We start from the raw sequence: 26,476 nt of genomic DNA on the forward strand, positions 1-26,476 counted from the left end.
ACGACGACCGCTTCCGGCATCGGCCGGCCGCCGGTGATGCGCTTCAGGAACTCGGGCACGTCCGCCGGGGAGTCGGGGCTGCCGTGGGCGAGGAGCAGGACCGCGAGTTTGGGGTCGGGGGCCACGTCGTATCGATTTCAGATCTCAGATTGCAGATTTCAGATTGAAGATTTCTCGAAAGTATCGGCCAGATCTGAAATCTGAATTCTGCAATCTGAAATCCGCAATCGGGTTTTCTTCCTACTGCACCACTTCAGTCATGGAGAACTCTCTCACGAACTCGACCAGCGCTTTCACGTTCTCCACCGGCGTTTCCTGCAGGATGCCGTGTCCGAGATTGAAGATGTGTCCCGGTCGTCCGGCGGCGCGGCGCAGGACCTCGTGGGCGCGGCGCCGCAGGGTCTTCTGGTCGGCGAAGAGCAGCACCGGGTCGAGGTTCCCCTGGACCGCAGCCTTGTATTCGACGCTCGCCCAGGCTTCGTCCAGGGGGATACGCCAGTCCACCCCGATGACATCGGCGCCGGTCTCGGCCATCGAGGGCAGCAGGGTGGCGCTGTCGGTGCCGAAATAGATGATCGGGGCGCCGGACTTCTTGAGCTCCTGCACCAGCTTGCTCACGTGAGGCAGAACGTGCTCGCGGTAATCCTCGACGCTCAGGCATCCCACCCAGGAGTCGAAGACCTGGAAGGCGTCGGCGCCGGCCTTCACCTGCTCCTGCGAGTAGGCGGCGAGCACGTCGACGAGCTTTTGCATCAACTCGCCCCAGGCGCGCGGCTGGGTGTACATCATCTTCTTAGTGTGGACGTAGTTGCGCGAGCCGCCGCCCTCGATCATGTAGCTGGCCAGGGTGAAGGGCGCGCCGCAGAAGCCGATGACCGGCCGCGAATCCCCGAAATGCTTGACCACGGCGCGGATGGCGTCGGAGACGTAGCCGAGTTCCCGCCAGCGGTCGGTGCGCAGGGCGCGCACATCGTCGGGTTCGCGCACCGGCCGTTCGATCACGGGCCCTTCGCCGGCGGCGAAGTGGAAGGGCAGGCCCATGACCTCGAGCGGCAGCAGGAGGTCGGCGAAGATGATGGCGGCGTCCACGTCCAGGATCTCGGCGGCCTCGACGGTGACCTGGGCGGCCAGCTCCGGCTTCTTGCAGATCTCGACCAGCGAATGGTGCTTGCGGATGGCGCGGTACTCGGCCATGTAGCGGCCGGCCTGGCGCATGAACCACTGCGGGGTGACGTCCACCGGCTGGCGGCGGCAGGCGCGGACAAAGCGGGAATTGGACGCGGACATTCGACTCTTACTGTACCAAAAGGCCCGCACTCCCCGGTGTGACCGGTGAACGGCCACCGGTGATTGGCATCACATGGAGGCAGCAGCCACAGGAGCTTCCCGACGTCAATCCTGAGGGGCTTCAGCCCCGAAGGACCTCGCGTGCTGCACGCGAGATGCTTCGGCCCTAAAGGGCCTCAGCATGACGCCACGCGATTGCTCAGGCCGCGGCCCGGGCCATCAGCTCCTTACGGCTCAGGCCCAAAATGCCGTGCTTGTTGCCCACGTTGCGGAACGCCTGGATGGCGCGGTCCAGGTGATGGCGCTCGTGGGAGGCGGAGAGCTGGGTGCGGATGCGGGCCTGGCCCTTGGGCACCACCGGGAAGAAGAATCCGACGGCGTAGATGCCTTCGGCGAACAGGTCGCGGGCGAAGTCCTGGGCCAGCTTGGCGTCGTAGAGCATGACCGGCACGATCGGGCTCTCGCCTTCTTTGATGTCGAAGCCGGTGTCCTTCAGCAGGCGTCGCCAGTACTTCGCGTTCCATTCCAGCTTGTCGCGGCGCTCGGTCCCGCGAGTGATGATGTCCATGACTTTCATGGCGCCCGCCACCACCACCGGGGGCACCGCATTGGAGAACAGGTAGGGTCGGGCGCGCTGGCGGCACAGTTCGACCAACTCGCGGCGGCCGCTGACGATCCCGCCGGAGGCACCGCCCAGAGCTTTGCCCAGGGTGGTGGTGATGACGTCGATCTTGCCCATCACGCCGCAATGCTCGTGGGTGCCACGTCCGGTTTTGCCGATGAAGCCGGTGGCGTGCGAATCGTCCACGAAGACCATGGCGTTGTACTTCTCGACCAGGGCGACGATCTGGTCGAGCTTGGCCAGGTCGCCATCCATAGAGAAGACGCCGTCGGTGATGACCATGCGGAAGCGCTTGTCCTGGTGCTCCTGGAGTTTCTCCTCCAGGTGGGCCATGTCGGAGTGCTTGTAGGTGTCCTGCATGGCCTTGGCCAGGCGCATGCCGTCCACGATGGAGGCGTGCACCAGCCGGTCGGCGATCATCACGTCCTGTTCCGACAGGCAGGCCTCGAAGAAGCCTCCGTTGGCGTCCATGCAGGAGGGGAAGAGCAGCGTGTCTTCGGTGCTCAGGAAGTCCGTGAGCCGCTTTTCCAGCGCAGCGTGGATGTCCTGCGTACCGCAGATGAAGCGCACCGACGACATCCCGTAGCCGCGGTCGTCCAATCCGTCGTGGGCGGCGGCGATGACCTCGGGATGGCTCGACAGGCCGAGGTAGTTGTTGGCGCACATGTTGATGCACGTCCGGGGCTGTGCGCCGGTGGGGAACTCCACCTCGATCTCGGCGGACTGCGGGGAATGGATCAGGCGTTCTTCCTTGAACAGGCCGGCGTCCCGGAGTCCCTGGAGGTCGGCCTGGTAGGTAGTGCGGACTGCGTCGGAGTAAGCCATGAGTTCACCTCGGTCGGCGAATTGATTCGGCCGCGCCCTGCTCAGGCGGCGGTCAGCTTTGCCGCCTGGAAATGGCGGACCAGGGCCACGATGCTGCGCACGCTGTCGAAGGCCTGGGGCGTGGCGTCGGCGTCGGGGATCCGGATGGCGTATTTCTTTTCCAGGAAGCGCTTGAGAGAGACCATGGAGAAAGAGTCCACGATGCCGCCCGAGATCAGGGGCGTGGTCTCGGTGATCTCGCGGTCGTCTCCTTCCTCCAGGTATTCCTTGATGACGTAATTCAGGACCACGGTCGTGAGTTCGTCCATAAAGGGCCTCGCTAGTCGTTCATGATGGTGGAAAGGTCTCCCACCGGTTCGTTGAATTCCTTGCAGCGCAGGATGCGGCGCACGATCTTGCCGCTGCGGGTCTTGGGCAGCGAGTCCACGAACTCGATCTCCTGCGGCATGGCCAGCGGAGAAAGCCGCTTGCGGATGTGGTTCATGATCTCGATTTCGAGGTCGTCGGAAGGTTCGTAGCCTTTCTTCAGGGCGACGAAAGCCTTCACCACTTCCATGTTCACCGGGTCGGGCTTGGCGACGGCCGCGGATTCCGCCACCGCGGGGCATTCCAGCAGGGCCGACTCGATCTCGAAGGGGCCGACCAGGTGGCCGCCGGTATTGATGACGTCATCGTCGCGGCCCATGAACCAGAAGTAGCCGTCGGCGTCGATGGAGGCGCGGTCGCCGCAGAGATACCAGCCGTTCTTGAACTTGGCCTGGTAGCCGGCGGGATTGTTCCAGTAGCTGCGGATCTGCGACGGCCAGCCGGGACGCAGGGCGATGATGCCGGCCACGCCGGGCTGGGTGATGGGCTGGTAGGTCTTGGGGTTGACGACGGTGGCGGTGATGCCGGGGAACGGCCGCCCCATGGAGCCGGGCTTGATAGGCATGCCCGGAAGATTGGTGATGACGATGCACCCGGTTTCGGTCTGCCAGAAGGTATCGTGGAAGGGTTTGCCGAAAACTTGCTGCGACCAGGTGACTGCCTCGGGATTCAGTGGCTCGCCGACGCTGGCCAAGTGGCGAAGGCTGGAGAGGTCGTACTTGGCGACCAGCTCTTTACCTTCTCTCATCAGCAGGCGGATGGCGGTGGGCGCCGAGTACCAGACGGTGACGCGGTGGCGGGCCAGGAACGAGTACCAGGCTTCGGCGTTGAAGCCGGAGTCGAGCACCACCTGGGTGATGCCGTTCGCCCAGGGGCCGATGATGCCATACGACGTCCCGGTCACCCAGCCGGGGTCGGCGTTGCACCAGTAGATGTCGTCGGGGCGCAGGTCAAGCACCCACTTGGTGGTGAGGTACTGGGCGATGATCGAGTAATGGACGTGCTGCGCGCCCTTGGGCTGCCCGGTGGTGCCGGAGGTGTAGTGCAGGAGCGAGGGAGACTCCGGCGTGGTGGGATACACATCGAAGCTTTCCAGGCGCGGCGCCTCCTCCATCTGGAATGAGGTCTCGTGTTCCTGAAGGGGAGCGCCGGCGGCGTCCACCAGGATGATGTCGCGCAAGTGAGGCAGCTTGTCCCGCACCTTGCGCACCTTGGCGACATGCTTCTTCTGGGTGATGATGGCCGCGGTCTGCGCGTCGGAAAGCCGCACCAGGAGCGATTCGTCACCGAAGGCCGAGAACAACGGCTGGGCCACGGCGCCGGTCTTCAGGATCCCCAGCAGGCCGATGTACAGCTCGGGCACGCGGTCCATGAACAGGCAGACGTGCTCGCCGGGCTGTATCCCCAGATCGCGCAGGAAGTGTGCGATGGTGTTCGACAGGATGCGCACGTCGTCGTAGGTGTAACGCTTCTGCGTGCCCTGGAAGTCTTCCCAGATCAGGGCCGGCTTGGCGCCCAGGCCGACGTGGCAGAGGCGGTCGCTGCACATCCACCCGATGTTGATGGGGGTGCCGGGCCGGTAGCCCAGCTCCAGTTCCGCGACGCCCCAGTCAAGGTCTTCCTGCAACCGGTCGTAAACGGACTTCGGAGCGACAAGCGTGCTGCCCATAGGCGTATCCGATCTTGGTGCAGGTCAGCTTTCCAGGATCACCATGGCGCCGGTGAAATCCCGGCTGACGCTGGTTGACAGCCTGATGTGCCTCACCCCCAGTTGTTCGGAACGGTGCTTGAGTCGGCGGTGGAGAGCGATGTTGCCGGAGTCGAGCCCGACTTCTACCTCGCGGAAGACGGCGAGATCGTCGGCGGAGACCCCGAGGGCCTTGAGTGCGGCCTCTTTGGCGGCGAAGCAGGCGGCATAACGGCGGGCCGGGCGTCCGGCGGCGTTGCAGGAGCGGACTTCTTCCGGGCTGAAGACGCCATCACCCTGCCGCCACTCGTCGCGCGCCAGCTCCTGTTCGACCCGGCGGTTCTCCAGCAGATCGATGCCAATGCCGAGGATCATGGCCTGGGACACCAACCTAAGCCTGCGCCTGCGGACGGGAGGCGCGCCGTGACGCGGGTCACAGCAGAGGATGACAGGGAAAGCTAGGCTGCAAAAACGGCCAAAGCAGACCGCTACCCTCCATCCTCGTCTGCGGCACCCCAAGAACCGCGGCCTCCGGGCCTTACTTTGTCGGCCTCGCCAGGTACAGGTCGGACACCTCGCGCGTGTAGCCGTACACGATCGTCTTCCCGTCAGCGCTTACGCGGATATTGTTGACGCCCATCACGCCGGTGGCATCGTGAGGCAGGATCTCAGTCAGGAACGTACGTGCGCCGGTCCGGCGGTCGAGGCGCCAAAGCTTGACTTGCTTGCCGTCCCTCTCCGCCAGATAGAGCGTTCCCACGTCAGCCGATCCGCCCACCACGCCCTCGTTCGGACGCAGCGGAGAAAATGGCTCAACAGCTCCTGTCGCCAGGTTGAACAGTTGCAATCCGTCAGCCGTCTGCCGGACTTCACAGCAGCCGCTCCGAGCCACTCCGAGTACGAAGGATCCCGGCGGCGTATGGGCTCGCGGGTTGCCGCCGTCGAAGTCGGTCTCCATGGTCTGGCGCTTGCCTTCGGGGTTCGTGCCATTGATCAGCAGGTGTTTGCTGTCGGCGCTGAAGCCCACGATCTGCCCATTCTGCAGTTTGCTCGGGCCCAGATCCACAGTCTTCGGTTCGCCCGCCCCGGTCGGAATCACCCTGAATTGCAGCGGGTTCGAAATGGTGCCGAGAACCCATTTGCCGTCGTTCGATAGAGCCATAGAATAGCCTTCCGAAAGCCTGACGGCCGGCGAGCCATCCACACCACGCAGATAAGTCGTGCCGGTCGGGCCGCCGGCCTTACCTCCCTCGTGGAACAACACCAGTTTTCCATCCGCCGAAAGCGCCGAAAACACCGGTCGATCCAGCCAATCCAGGTTTCGCTCTTTCCCGTCCACGATGGCGATGATGGATCGCGTGCGGCTGTTGACCGTCACCAGTGCCATGCCATCGGAATCGATGTCGTGCAGCGTCATCTCGCCGGGAGCGATCAGCAGCACCCGCCGCCTTCCCGTGGTGCTCAGCGCCAGCAACTGTCTGGAAGCCACGCCCTGCTGCGGCACGGCGGTGAACCAGACTTCGTTGTCGGGCGCCCATGCCAGCCCTTGCACGCCCGGGAAATATTCGCTGCTCGCGCGCACCTTCCCATCGGTGGCGATGATGGTTACCTTGCCGGCATCGTCGCCATTGGCTTCGTGCGCCAGGAATGCGATGGCGTCGCCTTTCGGCGACACCCGCATGTGGCCGATCCAGCCCTGCGTTGGCTGCTTGTAGATCACCTTACCCAATGGATACTCAATCACCCACTCGCCATCGCGGACCCGCGCCACTGCAAGCTGGCTGCCATCCGGGCTCCAGTCGGCCCACGCCACTTGTTCCGCGACCTCTCGGGGCGCCGTTCCGGAGGCCAACGCCACCCGTGCCAGCGTCCCCACGCGCACGAAGCCCGCCATCTGAACGTCGGGTTTCAGCAGCACAGCCAGTTCACCCGTGGACGAAGCCGCCAGCAACTCCGCATTCCCCAGCCCCAGACCGAGCGGACGCGACTCGCGGCTGTCGGCCACGGTCGAGAACACCTCGTCGGAGTCGCCGCCCCATTGTGCGCTGTAAAGCACCGTTTTCTTGTCGGCCGCGAACCGCGCGCTAAAGACCGTGCCGCGCCGGAACGTCAGTTGCTGGAATTCGAGCCGCTCTTCGTGGCGAAATCTCATCGCCGCTGTGCCCGCCACCATCGCAACCACGATCGCCACCGCTGCGGTGATCATCCACTGCCGCGGATGCCATGCCAGGCCTCCGCGCATCATCGCCTTCTCCGCCGAACTCCCCGACAGATGCGAAAGTGCCGCCAAGTCGAACGCCAAGTCCCGCGCCGATTGGAACCGGTGCCCAGGGTCCTTTTCCAGGCAATGTCGGATGATCCGCTCCAACCCGGGCGAAACATGCAGCTTGTCGGTGTCGAGTTCTGGCGGTTCTTCCTTCAGGATGGCGTTCATCGTCTCTACGCTCGAGTCCCCGCGGAACGCCTGCTTGCCGGAAATCATTTCGTACGCGACTGCCCCGAAGCTGAAGATGTCGCTGCGCGCGTCCACCTCTTTGCCGCGCACTTGCTCCGGCGACATGTAGCCCACGGTCCCCAGGACCATGCCCGGTGTGGTGGGCGTTGCACCAGCTGACGTCAGCGTGTCTCCGGGCCCGCCGGCCGCTGCCGCCCGTTCTCCCTTGCCGTTCTGTGGCCGCAGCTTTGCCAGGCCGAAGTCGAGGATCTTCACCCGCCCATCGCGTGTGATGAAGACGTTCTCCGGCTTGAGGTCTCGGTGTACGACCCCCTTTTCGTGCGCCGCTGCCAGGCCTTCCGCGATCTGCACCAGCAATTCCACCGCCTTACGCGGTGCGATGGCGCCATCCTTCAGCCGCTCGCGGATGGTTTGCCCCTCCAGCAGCTCGGAGACGATGTACGGCGCGCCTTCGTGGGTGCCGATGTCGAACAGGCCAAGGATGTTGGGGTGGTTCAGTGCCGCCACCGTCCGCGCCTCCTGCTCGAATCGGCGCAACCGGTCCACGTCCGCGGCAAACGATGCCGGCATTACCTTGACCGCGACGTCGCGACCCAGACGCGTGTCGTGCGCCCGGTACACCTCGCCCATGCCGCCCGCGCCCGCCGGCGACTGGATCTCATAAGGGCCGAGTTTCGTGCCAGAAGTGAGGGTCATCTGTGGGCTCGATTATAGATGAGCACTACTGTGACAGTCGGCGACGATGCGGAATGGATGGTCGGCAAATCGGAGACGATCCCCTGATCGATCATGTTTCGCGCCCTTTCGGCACGCGTCAAGACGTGCCCTTCCACCGCAGGCCGTGCTTGTACCGGAACAAAGGCCGACCTGGGTGCATTGACGGAACCGACGGAAACTCGCATCATAGGCGATTGATCCTGTGGGGCTGCCCCAGCCAGTTCATCCAAAGAAGGTTCGATGACCACGACTGCGCGCACCAATCCGCTCACCTACCTGACCGACACCCTGAACGAGCTCAAGCAGAAGGGCACGCACTTCTCGCTGCGGGTGCTGGAGGACGAGCAGGCCCCGGAGTGCACCTTCGATGGCAAGAAGGTCATCAACCTGGCGTCGAACAATTACCTGGGCCTGACCACGCATCCCAAGCTGCGCGAGGCGGCGCTGGCGGCGACCAAGAAGTACGGTGTGGGCTCGGGGGCGGTGCGCACCATCGCCGGCACCATGAAGATCCACATGGAGCTGGAGGAGAAGATCGCGCGTTTCAAGAACGTGGAGGCCTGCGTGGTCTTCCAGTCGGGCTTCGCGGCCAACGCGGGGACGGTGTCGGCGGTGCTGGGCAAGGGCGACTTCATCATCTCCGACCAGCTCAACCACGCCTCCATCATTGACGGGGCGCGGCTGTCGCGCGCCAACATCAAAGTATTCCGCCACAAGGACATGACGGAGGCGGAGGAACTGCTGAAAGAAGTCGAGGGCGAGCCGGGGCGCAAGCTGCTGATCACCGACGGCGTGTTCTCCATGGACGGCGACATCGGGCCGCTGCCCGCGCTGTGCGACCTGGCGGAGAAGTACGGCGCCATCATGATGGTGGACGACGCGCACGCCTCGGGCGTCCTGGGGCGCAATGGGCGCGGCACCGTGGACCACTTCAACGTCCACGGGCGGGTGGACATCCAGGTGGGCACGCTGTCGAAGGCCATCGGAGCGCTGGGCGGGTACGTCTGCGGCATTCGCGACCTGATCGACTTCCTCTACCACCGGGCGCGGCCGTTCCTGTTCTCGACCTCGCATCCGCCATCGGTGGCCGCCACCTGCATCGCCGCCTTCGACGTGCTGGAGCAGGAGCCGGAGCGCATCGAACGCCTGTGGGAGAACACGCGCTACTGGAAGAAGGAGCTGGGCGGGCTGGGCTTCGATATCGGGGGCAAGGGCACGCCGGCCAGCGAGACCCCGATCACGCCCATCATCATCGGCGACGGCAAGCTGACCATGGACTTCTCCCGCGAGCTGTTCAAGGAAGGCGTGTTCGGCACCGGCATCACCTATCCGACGGTGCCCGAGGGCAAAGCACGCATCCGCACCATCATGACCGCCACCCACACCCGGGACGAGCTCGACCGGGCGCTGGAGGTGCTGAAGCGGGTGGGCAAGCGGATGGGGATTCTCTAGGCCAAGATTTGTGATTTGCGCTTGGTGATTTGTGATTGCGTATCCAGCAGTCGGCTGCGTTCAATCGCCAATCACAGATCGCAAATCCGCTGTGCTACGATGCCGCACCTTCTGGATAGGGGGGAGCAGATGCACCGACCCGGCATTTCCCGCCGTCGCTTTCTTGCCGCCACCTCGTGTTTCGGAGCGGCTTACGCCGTTGCCCGCTTCATCCCGCTGCCTGCGATGGCGCAATCGGTCGCGCAGGACTCCCGCGTCGCGGCGGCGCCGCTGCTGGACAAAGGCTTTGCGTCGGTCCGCAAGATCGGCCAAGGCGTGTACGCCAACATCGCGGACCTGTCGAAGGGATTGCAGAGCATGTCGAATGGCGGCTTCCTGGTGGGACGCGACGCCGCCTTCCTGATCGAGGGATTCCGCACGCCCACCGGCGCCAGCTTCCAGATGGACGCACTGCGCATGGTCAGCCAGGTCCCGGTCCGGGCCGCGCTGGACACCCACTACCACTTCGATCACTCCATGGGGAACGCCGTCTACGGCGCCCACGACATCCCGGTGTGGGGGCACGCGAAAGTCGCCGCGCGCATGATGGAGAGCTACGGCGCGCTGCAGGGGACCGACCGGGCCGCATTTCTGGCCGGCTTCGAGAAGCGGGTGCATGACGCCCACACGGACAGCGAGCGGCAGCACGCGGAATCCGACCTCGGCGTCGCCACCCTGATCTTTGACACGACCCAGTCGACGGTATTAGCGCTGCCTAACCATCCGCTCGATCCAGCGAAACTCCCCGTGACCGTGGACGCCGGCGGACTGATGGCGGTGATCGAGAGCTTCCCGGGCCACTCGGGGACCGATCTCATCGTGCGCGTTCCCGAGCAGAACATCGTTTTCACCGGCGACCTGCTGTTCAACGGCCTCTATCCGGTCACCTTCGACGCTTCAATCTCCGCCTGGCGCAAGACGCTGACCCACTTTGCCGCGCTGGGCAAAGACACGCTGTTTGTCCCCGGCCACGGACCGCTGTGCGGCCAGGAAGGCGTCGCACTTTTCGCCGCGATCTTTGACGACCTGGCTGAGTATGCGGAGAAGACCCACAAGGCCGGCGTACCGGCCGCCGAAGCCATTGCGCGCTATGCGGTCCCGGAGAAGTTCAAGAACCAGTACATCTTCGCCTGGGGTTTCACCGTCGGCTCGACCATCAACAAGCTGTACGAGGAGTGGGGCGGGAAGTAGGCGGCGCTCAGCCGTTACGGTGGACGAAGTGGCCGGCGACGAGGGTTGCGACCACTTTCCCCACGAGTTGACAGCCGTCGAAGGGCGTGTTTTTCGATTTCGAGAGTGACTTTGCCGCTTCGAAGGTCCAGCGCTTGGCCGGATCGAATACGGTGACGTCGGCGAAGGAGCCGCGCACCAGCGAGCCGCGGCCGCGCAGGTTGAAGATGCGCGCCGGGTTGGTGGACATCAGCTCGACTAGGCGCGGCAGCGCCATCTTGCGCTCGCGGTGCAGCCGGGTGATGGCCAGCCCCAGCGCCGTCTCCAGCCCGGTGATGCCGAAGGGGGCACGGTCGAACTCGACGTTCTTCTCGTGCGCAGCGTGTGGGGCGTGGTCGGTGGCGATGGCGTCGATGGCGCCGTCGTCGAGCGCCGCCAGGATGGCCTCGCGGTCGGCGGCCGAGCGCAGCGGCGGGTTCATCTTGCAATTCGTATCGAAGTCGCCGACATTCTCGTCGAGCAGGGAGAAGTGGTGGGGCGTGACCTCGCAGGTGATACGGGCGCGCGACTTCTTGCCCCGCCGGACCGCCTTCAGCGCGGCCGCGGTCGAGATGTGGGCGACATGGAGATGCCCGTTGGTGTTGCGGGCGAAGTTGACGTCGCGCTCGACGATGTTGGCTTCGGCGTCGGCGCTCATGCCGCGCAATCCCAAGCGGAAGGCAGTGGGGCCGTCGTGCATGACGCAATGCGCGGTATGGCGCGTGTCCTCGGCGTGCTGTACCACCGGCATGTTGAGGGCGCCGGCCAGGCGCAGCGCGTCGCGCATGACGGTTTCGTCGAGGATGGGCTTGCCGTCGTCGGTGACGGCGACCGCGCCGGCTTTCTGCAACCCCGCATAGTCGCTCAACTGCTTGCCTTCGCTGCCCAGAGTGGCGGCGGCCACGGGAAAGACATTGACCACGGCGCCGCGCTCCGCCTCCAGCATCCAAGCCGTGATTCTTGCCGAGTCGTTGACCGGTGATGTGTTGGGCATGCAGCAGACCGAGGTGAAGCCCCCGGCGGCGGCGGCGCGGGTGCCGGTGGCGATGGTCTCCTTGTGCGACTGACCGGGCTCACGCAAGTGAGCGTGAAGGTCGATGAATCCCGGGCAAACGACCAGGCCGCGGGCGTCGAAGCTCTCGTCGGCGGAGCCGCGGACCTTTCCCTTGGGCGCAAGCTCGGCGACGAAGCCGTCGCGCAGCAGCAGGTCCATGTCGGCGTCGATGTTCTGCGCCGGATCGATCACCCGGCCGCCCTTGATCAGGATCGATCCGTTCTTGCGAATCGCACTCATCAGGCGGCCCCCACGGCGGTAGCCAGGATGGCCATGCGTACGGGGACGCCGTTGGCCACCTGTTCGCGGATGACCGATTGCGGGCCGTCGGCGACGTCGCTGGTGAGCTCCAGGCCGCGCACGATGGGCCCGGGATGCATGACGATGGCGTCGCGGCGGGCGAGTTTCAGCTTCTCGGCAGTGAGCTGGTAGGCGGCGGTGTAGTCTTCGAGGTTGATGTGCCGGTGCACCAGGCGTTCTTTCTGGATGCGCAGCATCATGACCACGTCGGCGCCGCGGATGGCGTCGTCGAGATGACGGGTGATGCGCAGGCCCTTGGCGAGACTGGCGGCCGCGTCCGGCAGGAAGTCCGGGGGGCCGCACAGGGTCACCTGCGCGCCCATGCGGGCGAGGAGGAAGACGTTGGAGCGGGCCACGCGCGAATGGTAGATGTCGCCGACGATGGCGACCCTGAGCCCGCGCAAGGTCTTCTTGTGGCGCAGCATGGTGTAGGCATCGAGCAGCGCCTGCGAGGGATGCTCGTGCATGCCGTCGCCGGCATTGACCACCGGAATATCGATGAAGCGCGCGAGGGTGCTGGCCGCCCCCGAAGACGGATGCCGGAGGATGATGGCCTGCGCCCCCAGGGCCTGGAGGGTGTAGCCGGTGTCCACCAGCGATTCGCCCTTCTCGATGCTGGAGGATTGCGAACTGATCAGCGCGGTCTGCGCGCCCAGCGCCTTGGCGGCGTATTCGAACGAGGTGCGGGTGCGGGTGGACGCCTCGTAGAACAGGAGCGCGATGCGGCGGTCGCGCAACAGCGGGCGGGGACGGCCGCCGGCCATGCGGCGCGTCAGGCGCAAGAGCGCATTGATCTCATCGGGAGCGAGTTGTTCGATGCCCAACAGCGAGTGCGGGCGCTTGGCCATGAGCTAGGAGTTCCTCTCGACCAGCATCACGTGTTCGGTCTTGTCCGTCTCCTTGAGGCCCACCTCGATGCTCTGCTGCCGCGTGGTCTGGAAATGACGTCCGACAAAGGCGGCCTCGATGGGCAATTCGCGGTGCCCGCGGTCCACCAGGACGCAGAGCTGCACGCGCCGCGGGCGGCCGTGGTCCATCAGCGCGTCGAGCGCGGCCCGGGTGGTGCGCCCGGTGAAGAGCACGTCGTCCACCAGGATGACGTTCTTGTCCTGGATGGGAATGCCGAGGTCACTCTTCTGCACCACCGGCTTGGGCCCGACGGTGGAGAGATCGTCGCGGTAGAGAGCGATGTCGAGGGTGCCTACGGGGATGGTCTTCTTCTCGATCTTGCCGATCAGGGCGGCCAGGCGCTGCGCCAGGGGAACGCCGCGGCGGCGGATGCCGACGAGCGCGAGGTTTTCGGTGCCGTTGTTCTTCTCGACGATCTCGTGCGCCAGCCGCACCAGCGTGCGCTCGATCTCGGAGGCGGACATCAGTTGCCGTTCGCGCTGCTGGGCGCGGTTGATTGCCTGCGAACTCATAAAGGAAGACCTGCCGGGAACTGGGCATGATACTTGGAGGGCGAAACAGCAGCAAGTGCGGACCCGGCCGCCTAGCGCGAGCCGCGGGCCGACACGGCGCCCGCCAGCGCCCCCGCGAGGACCCCGCAAATCACTGAAAACAAAAGCAATAGAGCCAGCATCATGGTGATGAAGGTGGCGAAGCCGCTATTGCTGGCGATGAAGTCCATAGCCTGGCTGGCCTGGGGCGTGGGGTAGTTGGCGGAGGCCTCGCGCATAGAGTCAATGACGAACTTATGCAATTGCGGTCCCTGGCCCAATCCGAAGACGGCAACGAGGAACATTGTCACCCAGGCGAGGAATGAGGCCAGGCCAGTCGCCGCGCCCAGACGCGCACCCGAGGCTCCGGTGAGCCGGGCATCCGGACGACGGGCGTAAAGGTGGACGACCACCAACGTGGCCAGGAACGTCCAGAAGAGCACACCGAGACCGCCGATGGGAGCGATCATGGCGGCGATAGCGGCCAGGATACCGGCGATGATGATGCTGCGCCGCGCCGCGCCCCAGGCGATGGCGGGGCGGAAGACGGGCTGGGCCGGCGGCTGGATCTCGTCCGGGGTCCCCGGGGGCAGAGGCACAGTTGCCGATCCCCCGGCGGCAACGCGGATCTGCGGAGCGCCGCACTGCGGACAGAAAGGAGCCCCTTCCGCAATCAGGGCGCCGCAGCGATGACAGGGATGATCCACTAGCTCACGTTAGCGCACGCCTCGGCGGGACGCAACTCGCGCTAGGTCCTTCCCCTTCGAAGACTCAGGGTCAGGATATCGCCTGCGGGCTCCCGCTCGGCTGCACCTCGCTCACGCCCGCAAAAGGGCTCAAGTTATCGCACGCATCGGCGGGGGCACAACTCGGTGAGATCCTTCGCGCTGACGCGCTCAGGATATCGGCTGCGGGCTCCCGCTCGGCTGCGCCTCGCTCACGCCCGCAAAACGCCTCTACATCGTTTCGCGTTCTTTGCCGCGGGTTTGAATGTAGATGAGGGCGAACTGGGTCGCCTTTCCTCTTGGCCGGATCGAGACCACATGCTGGGCGTCACCCTTGCCGACGCCCATCTCGTATTTATCGGGTTCGCTCTTGGAACTCTCGCACTTCACCGACTTGCCGTCCTTCCCGTAGTCCAGATCCAGGTCGCCGCGGCATTCCACCACCTCGCCGTACTTCGACAGCGCCTTACGGTAAAAATCCTTCAACTTGTCCGCGGAATCGTCGGACTCGTACTTTGCGGCTACGACCTTCAGCCCGAAACCGGCGAAGCCCAGATTGACGTTGGCCTTAGAGGTGTTGTCATGCTCCTCGGGTGCGGCCTCCCGGGCGCCGGGGTAGATGGGCAGTCCGGTGTCTGGTGCCTTGACGTGCTCGTTGGTCGCGACATGCATGGAGCCGATGGGCGAGTCGATGTCCACCTTGTCGCCCTTCTTTTCTTCGCTTTTCTTGCTCTGGATGCTGCAGGCGGAGAGAAAAAGCCCCAGGAATGCGGCGAATACCAAGATCTTGTTAGCGCTCGACATGACGTACTCCTCCGTTGCGGCTGACCAGCGGGGGACGGTCGAGTCCGGCGCCGCGCGCCGCGATGCCCGGGACCGAGACGGGCAGCCGGCCGTGGATGGGGATCTCGCCGAACAGCGCCTTGACGGCAGCGGTCTCCGAGACCGTCGTGCTGGAGAAGGTGCAGAGGTAGTTTTCCACGCCGGAAAAGCCCGAAGCCACGTAGGGGCTGCCCAGGGACACGACCACCGTCTTGGCGCCGGCCCGCTCCAGCAAGCGCTGAAGGAGAGCGGCGGGAGCATCGCCCATGGCTACGGAATTGGTCAGCTTGCCTTGCACGCGGATCATTCTCCCGGCGCTGGGAAAGGAAACGATGCCGACGATGACGGTGCGCGCCTGCTGCGCGGCCTCGAGCACCGTGGCGCTCAGGCCGGCGGCGGTGCGCGGGTCCACGTAAATCAACCTGGCATCGGGAACCCGGCTCTTCAGCTCGGGCTCGAAGCGGCTGTCGCCCTCGTCGCGGGTGCTGTCGGAAAAGAACACGGCGAGGACGCGGCTGCCTGCCTCTCCTCCCTGTTGGTACGCCGGAAGCGCCGGGTGGGTTCCATTTTTCTTGATGGGCAGGACCTGGCCGTTCTCGCGCACCAGGGTGACGGCCTCGTCAGCCACCTGCTGGCCCAGGGCCATACTGGCGGGCTGCGCCACGGTACTCGCCAGCGCATGGATATCGACTTGCCGGGTCTTGTGCAGATCGAGGGCCGCTTTGGCGCGCAAGACCTTCAGGACGGAGTCGTCGATCTGCGCCTCGGGGATCTCGCCATTGCGCACCGCTGCCACCACCGCGTTGAAGGCAGCCTCCAGGTCGGCGGGCAGCAGCACCATGTCGTTGCCGGCTTTGAGGGCCTCCACCGCCGCCCGGCCGGGCTGGCCAGAAAACAGGCGCGTGACCCCGCCCATATCCATGGCATCGGTGACCACCAGTCCCTTGAAGCCGAGCTGATCTTTCAACAACCCGGTGGTGATCGCGCGGGAGACAGTGGCCACGCGATTGGGGTCGGGATCCAGCGCCGGGACGGTGACATGGGCGGTCATCACCGCGTCTACGCCGGCGTCGATGGCGGCGCGAAAGGGCGCCAGCTCAATGTGCTCCAGGTGCTCGCGGCTGCCGGTGACCTGGCCGACCCCGAGGTGCGTATCCGTGCTCACGTCGCCGTGGCCGGGGAAGTGCTTGGCCGTGGTCAGGATCCCGGCATCGCGTGCGGCATCGATGTAGGCGGCGTCAAGTTCGCCCACCTGGGCCGGGTCCTCGCCGAATGAGCGGGTGTTGATGATGGGGTTGTCGGGAGCGGAGTTCACGTCGGCAATGGGGAACAGGTTCCACTGCACACCGATGGCGCGCGCCTCCTGGCCGACGACACGGGCCATGGCAGCCGCGTACTCCCGCTTGCCGGTGGCGGCGAAAGCCATGGGGTGGGGAAAGTTGGTGGTGCCATAGAAGCGCATGGAGAGGCCGCGCTCGAAATCCGCTGCGACCAGAAGCGGCAGTTCGGCGTCAGCCTGCAGATGATTGGTGAACATCGCCGCTTCGTAGGGCTGGCTTTTGTAGACCACCGGGCCGTCGGAAGGGATGGTCAGCAGCACCGCGCCGAGGTGATAGCGCTGGATCTGGTCGCGAAGGCGGGCGTAGTCCGGGTCGGCGGTGTTGTAGAAGCGGGTCAGCGCTCGGACCATGAACAGCTGTCCGACCTTCTGCTCCAGAGACAGTCTCTTCAGGGTCTTTTCAGCCCACTTGTTCCCGTCCATGGTGAGCTGCACCGGGCCGGGCCTCTGGAACTTGTCTTCTGCGGCGCAAAGGGAGGCAAAGAGCAGCAGCACCGCCGTCAACCGCGAGAGCATGGCTGACAAGAGTACAGAGTTCGGAGGGCAGAGTACAGAGCACAGAATGTCAGCAACACGCGGTGTATTTCTTACCTGGGGGACGGCAAGAAGCTGCCCGCTGCAAGCGTTCCAGATGGTGACAAAGCGCCGTCACGGTAACTCCCGGCAACAACGCCAACGCACCTGACCTGGTGTTCACCGGATGCCAGCCGTAAATCCTCGATAACCAAGGCGTGGCCTCGGCCACGCCTTTTTCGTTTGTCACAGTTCCTCGACGATCAAGGGGACGGCCCGCGCCTGGATCTCGGGGTCGTCGCCGAAGCCTTTGAACCAGCGTACGCCGGGCTCGCGGCGGAACCAGGTCATCTGCCGCTTGGCGTAATTGCGGTGGGCCTGCTGCGCCGCCCACACGGCCAGCTTGCGGTCGCTCTCCCCCCGCAGGTATTGCACCGCCTGCTTGTAGCCGAGCGACGCCAGCGGAGCGACGGAGGAGCCGTACGTGTCGAGAATCCGTTTCGTCTCCTCGAGCAAGCCATCCTCGAACATGCGGGCGGCGCGCTGGTTGATGCGGGTGTAAAGCTGGTTGCGGTCGGGATCGAGGCCGAGGCGCAGGATGCGGAAGCCAGTGAGCGGGTCGCGGCCGCGTTTCCACAGCTCCGACATGCGCTGGCGGGCCAGCAGGCAGACCTCGACGGCGCGGATCACCTTGGGCTCGTCGTTGGGGTGGATGGAGGCGGCAGCGGCCGCGTCGAGCCGGCGCAGGATGCGGTGCAGGTACGCGGGCCCGCGCGCCCCGGCGCGCGCCCGCAAGCGCTCGCGGAGTTCCTCGGAGCGCGGCGGCCCGGAGAACAATCCCTCCAGCAGCGCGCGCAGATAGAGCCCGGTGCCGCCCACTACGATGGGCAACCGGCCGCGCTGCTTGATGTCGTCGAGCACCCGCCGCGCGGCACGCGCGTAGTCGCCGGCGGTGAATACCTGGTCAGGGGCGAGCAGATCGAGCAGGTGATGGGGGGCGCGGGCTCGCTCCGCGGGCGATGGCTTGGCGGTGCCGATCTCGAACTCGCGGTAGAGCGCGACGGAGTCGCAGTTCACGATCTCGCCCTGGAAACGCTCGGCCAGAGCCAGAGACAGCGCGGTCTTGCCGCTGGCAGTCGGACCCACGATGGCCACCAGGAGCGGTTCCTTCGCCATCAGCGGGCGCTCCAGTGGATGAGCCGTCCGAAGCGGACCACCAGCAGCACAAGGATGAGCAGGGCGATGATCAGCGCCCCGAGGACCTGTTGCCGTGCGGCGCGCACGGCATCATTGTAGCGGCAAGGCCGGTGATACACTCGCGACCGATGGCCGAAGGCAGTCGCAAATCGATCCGCTTCGGGCTCTACGAGGTGGATCCCGCCAGCGGCGAGCTGCGCAAGAACGGCGCCAAGGTGCGCTTGCAGGAGCAGCCCTTCCAGGTGCTGCTGGCGCTGCTGGAGCGTCCTGGCGAGGTGGTGACGCGCGAGGACCTGCGCCAGCGGCTGTGGCCCGCCGACACCTTCGTGGACTTCGACCACAGCCTGAACACCGCCATCAACAAGCTGCGCGACGCGCTGGGAGACACGGCGGGCAATCCGCGGTTCATCGAGACCCTGGCGCGGCGCGGCTATCGCTTCATCGCGCCGGTGCAGAGCGATGCCGGCGAGCTTGAGGCGCCTGCCGTGGCCCTGCCGGCGAGCCCGGAGCAGCCGGTCCCGGCCGACGCCCTGCCGCGTCCCCACCGCGGGCTGGTGCGGACGCTCTTTCTCCTGCTCCAGGTCATGTACCTGGTCTTTTACATCGAGGCGCTGGCGCGGCCGGAGCGGGTGCAGCAGATCGCGGCGCTGACCCTCGGGGCGGGCACCGCGGTGCTGACCGTGGTGGTGATCACCGCCGTCATCGGCATCCCCATGCGGCTGTACCTGCTGACCGCCGTGGCCTTCGATTACCGTCTGCTGGGGGAGAAATTCCGGCGGCTGTTCCCGCTGCTGTTCGTGATGGACGTGATCTGGGCGCTATCGCCCTTGCTCATCGCTCACAAGATCGGCCTGGGCCTGGCGCTGGCCGCCTCCGCTGCGCTGCTCTACGTGCCGTTCTCCCAGCGGACGCTGATCAGGATGGGATATCCCGCTACTCCAATAGGTCTGCTCAACCTGATGTGAGATACCGGAGCACCTGCAATTGCAACTCGACAATCAGAAACCCTTCAAAGGTCGCAAATGCTGCGAAGAGGATACCCGAAAGCTGAGCAATAGTTGGACGGAGTCCGATCAACACCGCGAGGTGGACAATACCGCCAAATAGAACACACGCAACTACCTGAGCAGCCCTCGCTCCCAACCTTCGTGTTTGTCGCGCTATGAAGTATCCAAGTAGGCCAGTGGTATAGACCGCACGCAGCGTGAACTTCGACGGCAACCACATCTTTAGACCATGACCCTCTGAATAAGAAAGATCTGCCACTATAACGGCGACGATTCCAAGCCCAACGCCCAAGTAAATAAGATTGTCGCGAGTGCTCTGTTTCATCCAGCGCAATTGTCACTGCGGGGAATGAAAATCGCAAGGATCAACAAATGTGTTTCCCGCCGTTTGTCGCGCAGAGGCGGCGCGCCAAAAGACGGGCACCCGCAGCTAGCGTAGTTCGCCGCGCTCGGGGTTGTAGTAGAAGCGGCAGCGGATGGAAAGGAACTGTCCGGGGAAGCCGGAGGGCAGAGGCGGGAACGGGTTGGAGCCGGTGATGCCGCCCCAAGCGGCGCGGTCGAGGGCCACATCCCCGGAAGGGCCGTAGAGTTTCATGCCGGCCACGCTGCCGTCGCGGAGGATGGCAAAATCAATGGCTACCTTGCCGTGCTTGCGCAGGGGAGGGTAGGCGCTCTCCGGGATGCCGGCCATCCAGTGGTCCTGGATGATGTGGCGGATGCGCGCCAGGTAGGGCGAGAAGTCGAAGCCCATGGTGTCGCTGAGGATGTCCACGTCACCACCCAGGCTGGCGCCATTCCGGTTCATGCCCAAGCCATAATCACCGGCCTCACCGGCGCTGCCGCCCACCCCGTGGGTCTGGGCGACGGCGCGAGCCGCCCGGTCGATCTCCGAGCCGGGAGCTCTTTGCCCGACGGAGAAGTTCGGCGTGGTGGGCTCACGGTTGGCGATAGGCGGAGCCTCCAGGTGGGCCAATTGGTTGGCCGGCGGAGTCTGAGGCGGCGCGGCCATCGCCGAAGCCGGCGGGGCCTGCGGCCCAGGAGCGCCGGGGCGTCCTTCGCGGCGGCTGTCGCGCAGCTCGTCCAGGGTTTTGCGGTCGATGCTGGGACGGCGCGACATGGCCACCCGGTCCTTATCGGAAAGCACGTGGGTCTCGGGCGGCCGGGCCGGCTTCTGGGTGTCGTGCGGCAGGTCGAGGAAGGTGAGCTCGCGGCTGCGCATCAAGTCGGCCGGAGTCGCCAGCAGCACGGGGTGCAGCCTCGGCAGCCACTTAGGAGAGAGCAGCAGGACGATGAAGAACACCAGGTGGAGGATGATGGAGAGAAAGGCGGCTTCGCGCAGGCGGGAACGCGAGCGTTCGTCGTCGAACTCGACCACGAACACCGGGACGACGTGGAGATCGGGCGCGCCCTTCGCTGCGGTGCGCGTCACTTCGCTGGTTGCCATCCGTGTACTGCCCGCCCTCTTCCCGAAAACACTCCTGCCGGAGCGGATGCGGTAAGCGGAATCCTGGCTGCTATTTTCTCACCAAATCAGCCCGCCCGCCGGGGAGAGGGAGAGAAATCGAATCCCCTACAACCCCTTTCAGGCAGGATTGTTGCGGGCGGCGGGCGGGGGGACCAGGGCCTCCAGGCGAAGTCGCCGGCTGTGCTCCCGGATGGCTGCCAGCACGTCCAGGGCTACGGCCAGCGCGCGGCGGCCGTCCTCGAGGCCCACCAGCGGCTTGGAGCGGCTGCGGACCGCGTCCAGGAAGGCGCGCAGCTCCGCCTTCAGGGGCTCTTCCGCAACCACCGGCGGTTTCTGCATGGAGATGCCGGGATTGGCCGAGGGCAGCAGCTCGCCGGGCACGGCGGCGGCTTTCGACGGGTCCACACTGAACACCATCAGGTCCTGCCGGGTGTAGTCGATGGAGATGTACTGGTGGGGCTGGAAGAAGCGCAGCTTGCGCACCCGCTCGGTGGAAACCCGGCTGGCGGTGAAGTTGGCGACGCAGCCGGAGTCGAATTCCATGCGCACGTTGGCGATATCCACCCGCTCGGAGAGGATGGGCAGGCCGACAGCGCGGATCTCCTTGACCGGGGAATCCACGAAGGAGAGCACGACGTCGAGGTCGTGGATCATCAGGTCGAGCACCACATCCACGTCCAGGGAACGCGGGGTGAAGACGCTGAGCCGGTGGACCTCGAAGAAGAGCGGGCGGGTGAGCAGCGGAACCGTGGCGCGCACCGCCGGATTGAACCGCTCCAGGTGGCCCACTTGCACCACGCGACCGGTGCGCTGCGCCAGGCGGATGAGCTCGTCGGCCTCGTCGAGCGAAGCGGCCAGCGGCTTCTCGATGAGCAGGTCGATGCCGGCCTCCAGGAGCTCGCGGGCGACCGCCAGGTGGTGCACGGTGGGGACGGCGACCGAAACCGCATCCACGGTCCCCTTCAGCGCGGCCAGCGAAGAGAGCACCGGCACGCCGAAGCGCTGGCCGGCGGCCGCCGCGGCGGCGGCATCGGAGTCCAGCACCCCGATGAGTTGCACGCCTCCCTGCTGGGCGAGCTCGCGATACACCCGGGCATGATTGCGCCCGAACGCACCCACTCCGACCACGGCCACGCGGATTGTCCCCTCTGGCGGCAAAGGAGGATTCTACCAGCCGATTTCCACAATCCGGCCCTCGGGATGACGCATCGAAGAGGTGTAGTCTCACAAGAGAATCGCCGGCGCAGACGGCCACGCGGCGAATCAATCGTCTAACGGTATAATCAACGGCCGAACCAAGGAGGATTCGATGGCCCATGCATTGCCGGAACTGCCTTATGACTTCGCGGCGCTCGAACCGCATATCGACGCCAAGACCATGGAGATCCATCACGACAAGCACCACGGCGCCTACGTCAGCAACCTGAACGCCGCCCTGGAAAAGCACCCGGAACTGGAGCAGAAGTCCGTCGAGGAGCTGCTGCGCTACCTCAGCAGTGTGCCCGAGGACATCCGCACCGCGGTGCGCAACAATGGCGGCGGGCACGCCAACCACTCGATGTACTGGGTGATCATGGCGCCCCAGGCCGGCGGCCCCGCCAGCGGCAAAGTCGGGGACGCCATCAAGGACGCGTTCGGCGGCTTCAGCCAGTTCCAGGAGAAATTCAACGACGCCGGCGCCAAGCGCTTCGGCAGCGGCTGGGTGTGGCTGGTAGGGAACAAGAGCGGCAAGATCGAGATCATCTCCACCGCCAACCAGGACAGCCCGCTCACCGAGGGCCTGTATCCCATCATGGGCAACGACGTGTGGGAGCACGCCTACTACCTGAAGTACCAGAACCGCCGGCCTGAGTACTTGAAGGCCTGGTGGAACGTGGTGAACTGGGAAGCGGTGAACAAGCGATACGAGGAATTCCTGCGCAGCGTGAAGCAGGCCGCGGCGTAGTCGCTATTGATTGCCGTCATCCTGAGGGGCTTCAGCCTCGAAGGAGCTCGCGTGCGCCGCGCGAGATGCTTCGGCCCTAAAGGGCCTCAGCATGACGCCATCAATTTGCTCGTCAGTCTGCGATGACAGAGATGCCCGCGTCATCGGCGGCGCGGAGCATGGCATCGCCATCCAGCAGCAGGCACTTGCCGGCGTCCAGCGCCAGGCAGGTGGCGCCGGCATCGCGCATGGCTTCGATGGTAGGCAGGCCGACCACGGGGACGTCGAAGCGCATGTCCTGGCCCGGCTTCGCGACTTTTACCACCGTCAGTTCGCGGCTGAGCGTGGAGGCCGGCTCGGCCAGCGTCTTCATCAGCTCCCCGGCGCGGCGGATGGCGGCGTCGGTGCCTTCCATGGCCTCGACCGCGACGCAAGCCGATTCCGCGATGACCACCGTCTGCCCGATGTCGTATTGGGCCAAGTGGTGGGCGACGGCGCGGCCATACTCGATGTTCTTCCGTTCCTGATCTGACGGCTCGCGCTTGCTCAGCACGCCCGTGCGGGCCAGCAGCGGCTCGAGATAGGCGGTGGAGCTGAGCAGGGTGATGCCTTCGTCGGCCAGCACTTTGGCCACCCCGCCGATCAGGGAATCGGTGTTGCGCGTGCCCAGGGAAAGCAGCAGCTTGGCCAGGCGCCAGTCCGGCTTGATGCTGGAGAAGATCTGCTTGTGCTTCACCTGGCCGGCCATGATGGCTTGGGTCACGCCTTCCCTCTTGAAAGTCTCGATCAGCTTGGAGAGTTCGCCGAGCGAGAGCCAGTAGACCGCGGCGGCGCCGTGCTGCTCGATCTCCGGCCAAGTTTCTTCCTCGATGGCAGCGACGATGACCTCTGTGCCGCGCGCCTTGGCCGCCTGCAACAAGAGCAGCGGAAATCTACCGTTCCCTGCGATGAGGCCTAGTTTGTCCACTGGCCACTATTTAACCACGCCGCGCTCCGACGATTCGATGAAGCGGATCAGCATCTCCACATCCTCCCCGCGGTCGGGCTCCGCCTTGAGTCTCTCCAGCGCCTGCGAGGTGTTCAGCTTCGAGGCCAGCAGCAGCTTGTAGGCGTGGTGCACTTTGCGGATGCGCTCCTGGCTGAAGCCACGGCGTTCCAGGCCCACGGCGTTGATCCCGTAGGCGTGGGTATCGCGGTAGGCGGCGGTCTTGGAGAAGGGCAGCACGTCCTTGGTGATGGTGGTGCCGCCGCCGATATAGGCATGGGCCCCCACGCGCACGAACTGGTGCACCGGGCAGAGCGCGCCCACCACCGCCCACTCCTCGACGGTGACGTGTCCGCCGAGAGTGGCGGCATTGGCCATGATGACGTGGTCGGCGACGTGGCAGTCATGCGCGATGTGCGAGTACGCCATGATCAGGCAGTGGCTGCCGATGCGGGTGACGCCCCCGCCCCCCGCTGTCCCGCGGTTGATGGTGACGTACTCGCGGACGGTGTTGTGGTCGCCCATCTCCAGGAGCGTGGCCTCGCCCGCATACTTCAGGTCCTGAGGCGCCAGGCCGACGGCGGCGAAGGGGAAGAAACGATTGTGCGACCCGATCTTGGAAGGCCCGCCGAGGTGCACGTGGGAGACCAGCTCGCATTCCTCGCCCAGCTCCACGCCCTCTTCGATGACACAGTAGGGGCCGACCTTGCAACTATCGGGGACTCGGGCGCCGGGATCGACGATCGCGCTGCTGTGGATCATGGGTTGGGAGTAGGGGCCACCCGGTTGACCAGCTGGCAGCTGATGACGGCCTCGCAACACAGCTTCTCGCCCACGAAGGCCTTGCCGTCCATGCGGACCGCGTTCTGGCGCCAGGCCAGGACGGTGACCTCGATGCGCACCGTGTCGCCGGGCAGCACCGGCTTGCGGAAGCGGGCCCGCTCGATGCCGGTGAACACCATCAGCTTGCCGTCGCGGTCGGGCACCTCGGTCAGCAGCAGCGCACCCCCGGCCTGGGCCATGGCTTCCACGATGAGCACCCCGGGCATGATGGGATAGCCGGGAAAATGGCCGGCGAAGAACGGCTCGTTGATGGTTACGTTCTTCAGTGCGACAATGCGCTGCCTGCGTACCAGCTCGATGACGCGGTCGATCAGCAGGAAAGGATAGCGGTGGGGCAGGATGCGCTGGATCTGGTTGATGTCCAGCACGGTCCCGGGCTCGACGGCCGGAGTGGTGGTTTCGCTGCTCATGATTGCATCCGGCCGCACCAGTGGCGCGCGCCGGCGTGAACGAAAGCGGTAATTATAGAGGATAAGTACGGCTGTCCCGTCATGCAAAGGAAACGCAGCTCGAGGGGCACAAAGACCGACGCGCACAGCCGGGTCCGAGATCTGTTTGCCCGCCTGCAACCGCGGGAGCGCGAGATGGTGCAGACGTTGCGGGCGCTGGTGGAGCGGGAATCCCCCAGCCACGACCCGGCGGCGCTGGCCCGGCTGGCGCATTTCCTGGCGGAAGAATTCACCCGCCGCGGCGGCAAGCCGACTCTGCACCCGCGGGAAAAGAACGGCCCGCACCTGCAAGTGGACTTCGCGGGCGGCAGCAGTACCCCGCTGCTCCTGCTCGGGCACTATGACACGGTCTGGGAGGTGGGTACCCTGGCCCGCATGCCGTGGCGCATCGAGGGTGAGCGCGCCTGGGGCCCCGGCGTCTTCGACATGAAAGGCGGCATCGTGCAGGCGCTGTATGCGCTGGAAACGCTGGCCGGGGCCGGCGGCCTGCCGCGCCCGCTGACCGTGCTGCTGGTCAGCGACGAAGAGATCGGCAGTGATTCGTCGCGACCGCTCACCGAGGCCCTGGCGAAGAGGTCGGCAGCGGTGCTGGTGCTGGAGCCGGCACAGGGACTGGAGGGCGCCTGCAAGACGGCGCGCAAGGGCGTGGGCAACTTCACCATCCGGGTGCACGGGGTCGCGGCCCACGCCGGCCTGGATTTTGAGAAGGGACACAACGCGGTGCTGGAGCTGGCGCGGCAGATCGAGCACGTGGCCGGATTCACCGAGCTGAAGCATGGGCTCACGGTCAGCCCGGGGGTGGTGCGCGGCGGCACCCGCAGCAACGTGGTGCCGGACCTGGCCGAGGTGGTGGTGGACGTGCGCATCGCGCGCAGTAGCGACGGGACGCGCATCGAGAGGAAGTTCCGCTCCCTGCGCCCGCAGGACCGCAAGTGCCGCCTGGAGGTGGAGGGCGGCATCAACCGCCCCCCGCTGGAACGCACCCCGGCGGTCGCGGCCCTGTACGCCCGTGCCCGTGAGATCGCGGGCGGACTGGGCTTCGACCTCAAGGAGGCTGCGGTCGGTGGCGGCTCCGACGGCAATTTTACCGCCGGCCTGGGCATCCCCACCCTTGATGGGCTGGGCGCGGTCGGCGAGGGCGCGCACGCCAGCCACGAGTCCCTCCTGATCGCCGAACTCCCTCGGCGGGCCGCCCTGCTGGCCCGGCTCATCGAGACCGTCTAGCGCCGTTTTGCGTTCCCCTTGCGCCTGACCTACAATTGGGGCAAGCAAAGCGCTTTTCCGCCCGTTGGAGGCCGCATGTTCGGCAAGATCGGTATACCGGAGCTGCTCATCATCATGGCCATCGCATTGCTCATTTTCGGCCCAGGCAAACTGGCCGAGCTGGGCAAGGGCATGGGCGAGGGCATCAAGGGTTTCAAAGCAGCGCTCAAGGATGACGAGAAGCAGCCGGAAAAGAAAGAGTAGCTAGCGTCCAGCCCGAATCGCGCCGTGCCGCAGCAGCATGCGGTACACCAGCGGCAGCGGCAACCCCACGACATTGAAATAGCAGCCGTCGATGCGCGTCACCCAGCGCGAGGCGCGCCCCTGGATGGCGTAGGCGCCGGCTTTGTCCATGGGTTCGCCGCTGGCGACGTAGGCGTGGATCTCCTCGTCCGTGAGGGCGCTCATGGCGACCTCCGTGGTTTCCGTGGCCGTGTCCTCCACGCCCGGCCCCATCAGGCACACGGCGGTAGTGACTTGATGCGCGCGGCC

At 65.6% G+C, this 26,476-nt stretch carries 25 protein-coding genes; 6 read left to right on the forward strand and 19 right to left on the reverse strand.

Going from position 1 to position 26,476, the window contains the following annotated elements; all coding sequences use genetic code 11:
* Positions 1-240: 240 nt before the first annotated feature.
* The 6 genes from hemE to VMS96_02885 form a co-directional block, all read right to left on the reverse strand.
* Positions 241-1,287 carry a uroporphyrinogen decarboxylase gene (hemE, locus tag VMS96_02860; GenBank protein HVP42342.1) on the reverse strand — a complete coding sequence of 349 codons (1,047 nt, stop codon included), beginning with the start codon at positions 1,285-1,287 and terminating at the stop codon, positions 241-243.
* A 199-nt stretch (positions 1,288-1,486) separates the two neighbouring features.
* The gene (gene kbl, locus VMS96_02865; GenBank protein HVP42343.1) at positions 1,487-2,734 is read right to left on the reverse strand and encodes a glycine C-acetyltransferase; all 1,248 of its coding nucleotides are present in this window, start codon (positions 2,732-2,734) and stop codon (positions 1,487-1,489) included.
* A 41-nt stretch (positions 2,735-2,775) separates the two neighbouring features.
* Positions 2,776-3,042, reverse strand: a complete 267-nt coding sequence (locus VMS96_02870) for an acyl carrier protein (protein HVP42344.1) — start codon at positions 3,040-3,042, stop codon at positions 2,776-2,778.
* 11 nt (positions 3,043-3,053) lie between these two features.
* On the reverse strand, positions 3,054-4,769 hold the full coding sequence (acsA, locus tag VMS96_02875) for an acetate--CoA ligase (GenBank protein HVP42345.1): 1,716 nt from the start codon (positions 4,767-4,769) through the stop codon (positions 3,054-3,056).
* Between the two features lie 24 nt (positions 4,770-4,793).
* Complete coding sequence (acpS, locus tag VMS96_02880) at positions 4,794-5,162, reverse strand: holo-ACP synthase (protein HVP42346.1); 369 nt, start codon at positions 5,160-5,162, stop codon at positions 4,794-4,796.
* 163 nt (positions 5,163-5,325) lie between these two features.
* Positions 5,326-7,938, reverse strand: coding sequence for a protein kinase (locus tag VMS96_02885; protein HVP42347.1), 2,613 nt, complete (start codon positions 7,936-7,938; stop codon positions 5,326-5,328).
* A 261-nt stretch (positions 7,939-8,199) separates the two neighbouring features.
* On the opposite strand from VMS96_02885, the gene VMS96_02890 reads away from it, so the two are divergent.
* Both VMS96_02890 and VMS96_02895 read left to right on the forward strand, forming a co-directional pair.
* Positions 8,200-9,411, forward strand: coding sequence for a glycine C-acetyltransferase (locus tag VMS96_02890; protein HVP42348.1), 1,212 nt, complete (start codon positions 8,200-8,202; stop codon positions 9,409-9,411).
* A 129-nt stretch (positions 9,412-9,540) separates the two neighbouring features.
* Complete coding sequence (locus tag VMS96_02895) at positions 9,541-10,641, forward strand: MBL fold metallo-hydrolase (protein ID HVP42349.1); 1,101 nt, start codon at positions 9,541-9,543, stop codon at positions 10,639-10,641.
* Positions 10,642-10,648: 7 nt separating this feature from the next.
* Here the strand turns inward: VMS96_02895 and VMS96_02900 are convergent, their stop codons facing one another.
* From VMS96_02900 to miaA, 7 genes are all read right to left on the reverse strand, one after another.
* On the reverse strand, positions 10,649-11,953 hold the full coding sequence (locus VMS96_02900; protein ID HVP42350.1) for a dihydroorotase: 1,305 nt from the start codon (positions 11,951-11,953) through the stop codon (positions 10,649-10,651).
* Entirely contained in the window at positions 11,953-12,861 is a 909-nt protein-coding gene (locus VMS96_02905; GenBank protein ID HVP42351.1) for an aspartate carbamoyltransferase catalytic subunit, read from the reverse strand. The genes VMS96_02900 and VMS96_02905 overlap by 1 nt, the downstream gene beginning before the upstream one ends.
* Before the next feature lie 3 nt (positions 12,862-12,864).
* Entirely contained in the window at positions 12,865-13,434 is a 570-nt protein-coding gene (gene pyrR / locus VMS96_02910; GenBank protein HVP42352.1) for a bifunctional pyr operon transcriptional regulator/uracil phosphoribosyltransferase PyrR, read from the reverse strand.
* Positions 13,435-13,505: 71 nt separating this feature from the next.
* Complete coding sequence (locus tag VMS96_02915; GenBank protein HVP42353.1) at positions 13,506-14,051, reverse strand: hypothetical protein; 546 nt, start codon at positions 14,049-14,051, stop codon at positions 13,506-13,508.
* Positions 14,052-14,408: 357 nt separating this feature from the next.
* A complete protein-coding gene (locus tag VMS96_02920; GenBank protein ID HVP42354.1) occupies positions 14,409-14,981 on the reverse strand; it encodes a hypothetical protein in 573 nt (190 codons plus the stop codon).
* Positions 14,968-16,854 carry a glycoside hydrolase family 3 N-terminal domain-containing protein gene (locus VMS96_02925; protein ID HVP42355.1) on the reverse strand — a complete coding sequence of 629 codons (1,887 nt, stop codon included), beginning with the start codon at positions 16,852-16,854 and terminating at the stop codon, positions 14,968-14,970. Before VMS96_02925 ends, VMS96_02920 begins: the two co-directional genes overlap by 14 nt.
* 243 nt (positions 16,855-17,097) lie before the next feature.
* A complete protein-coding gene (gene miaA, locus VMS96_02930; protein ID HVP42356.1) occupies positions 17,098-18,027 on the reverse strand; it encodes a tRNA (adenosine(37)-N6)-dimethylallyltransferase MiaA in 930 nt (309 codons plus the stop codon).
* Positions 18,028-18,176: 149 nt separating this feature from the next.
* Between miaA and VMS96_02935 the strand changes: the two genes are divergently transcribed.
* A complete protein-coding gene (locus tag VMS96_02935; protein ID HVP42357.1) occupies positions 18,177-19,013 on the forward strand; it encodes a transcriptional regulator in 837 nt (278 codons plus the stop codon).
* A 472-nt stretch (positions 19,014-19,485) separates the two neighbouring features.
* On the opposite strand, the gene VMS96_02940 is transcribed toward VMS96_02935, so the two are convergent.
* Positions 19,486-20,499 (reverse strand): TonB family protein, encoded by a 1,014-nt coding sequence (locus VMS96_02940; GenBank protein ID HVP42358.1) that lies wholly within the window; start codon positions 20,497-20,499, stop codon positions 19,486-19,488.
* Positions 20,500-20,637: 138 nt separating this feature from the next.
* The gene (locus VMS96_02945) at positions 20,638-21,654 is read right to left on the reverse strand and encodes a Gfo/Idh/MocA family oxidoreductase (GenBank protein ID HVP42359.1); all 1,017 of its coding nucleotides are present in this window, start codon (positions 21,652-21,654) and stop codon (positions 20,638-20,640) included.
* A gap of 175 nt (positions 21,655-21,829) precedes the next feature.
* Here VMS96_02945 and VMS96_02950 point away from each other — a divergent pair, with 175 nt between their 5' ends.
* Positions 21,830-22,465 carry a superoxide dismutase gene (locus VMS96_02950; protein HVP42360.1) on the forward strand — a complete coding sequence of 212 codons (636 nt, stop codon included), beginning with the start codon at positions 21,830-21,832 and terminating at the stop codon, positions 22,463-22,465.
* Between the two features lie 112 nt (positions 22,466-22,577).
* On the opposite strand, the gene lpxI is transcribed toward VMS96_02950, so the two are convergent.
* From lpxI to fabZ, 3 genes are read right to left on the reverse strand one after another with little or no spacing between them, the layout of a single operon-like run.
* Positions 22,578-23,411 carry a UDP-2,3-diacylglucosamine diphosphatase LpxI gene (gene lpxI / locus VMS96_02955; protein ID HVP42361.1) on the reverse strand — a complete coding sequence of 278 codons (834 nt, stop codon included), beginning with the start codon at positions 23,409-23,411 and terminating at the stop codon, positions 22,578-22,580.
* A 6-nt stretch (positions 23,412-23,417) separates the two neighbouring features.
* Complete coding sequence (gene lpxA, locus VMS96_02960) at positions 23,418-24,191, reverse strand: acyl-ACP--UDP-N-acetylglucosamine O-acyltransferase (GenBank protein ID HVP42362.1); 774 nt, start codon at positions 24,189-24,191, stop codon at positions 23,418-23,420.
* On the reverse strand, positions 24,188-24,682 hold the full coding sequence (fabZ, locus tag VMS96_02965; protein HVP42363.1) for a 3-hydroxyacyl-ACP dehydratase FabZ: 495 nt from the start codon (positions 24,680-24,682) through the stop codon (positions 24,188-24,190). Before fabZ ends, lpxA begins: the two co-directional genes overlap by 4 nt.
* 81 nt (positions 24,683-24,763) lie before the next feature.
* Between fabZ and VMS96_02970 the strand changes: the two genes are divergently transcribed.
* Positions 24,764-25,945: a M20 family metallopeptidase gene (locus VMS96_02970; protein ID HVP42364.1), complete on the forward strand. Its 1,182-nt coding sequence runs from the start codon at positions 24,764-24,766 to the stop codon at positions 25,943-25,945.
* A 75-nt stretch (positions 25,946-26,020) separates the two neighbouring features.
* Positions 26,021-26,188, forward strand: a complete 168-nt coding sequence (gene tatA / locus VMS96_02975) for a twin-arginine translocase TatA/TatE family subunit (GenBank protein ID HVP42365.1) — start codon at positions 26,021-26,023, stop codon at positions 26,186-26,188.
* Here tatA and VMS96_02980 read toward each other — a convergent pair.
* Positions 26,189-26,476: Maf family protein (locus VMS96_02980; protein HVP42366.1), on the reverse strand; the 288-nt coding region annotated here is incomplete at its 5' end.

Source organism: Terriglobales bacterium (assembly GCA_035543055.1).
Classification (GTDB): domain Bacteria; phylum Acidobacteriota; class Terriglobia; order Terriglobales; family Acidobacteriaceae; genus JAIQFD01.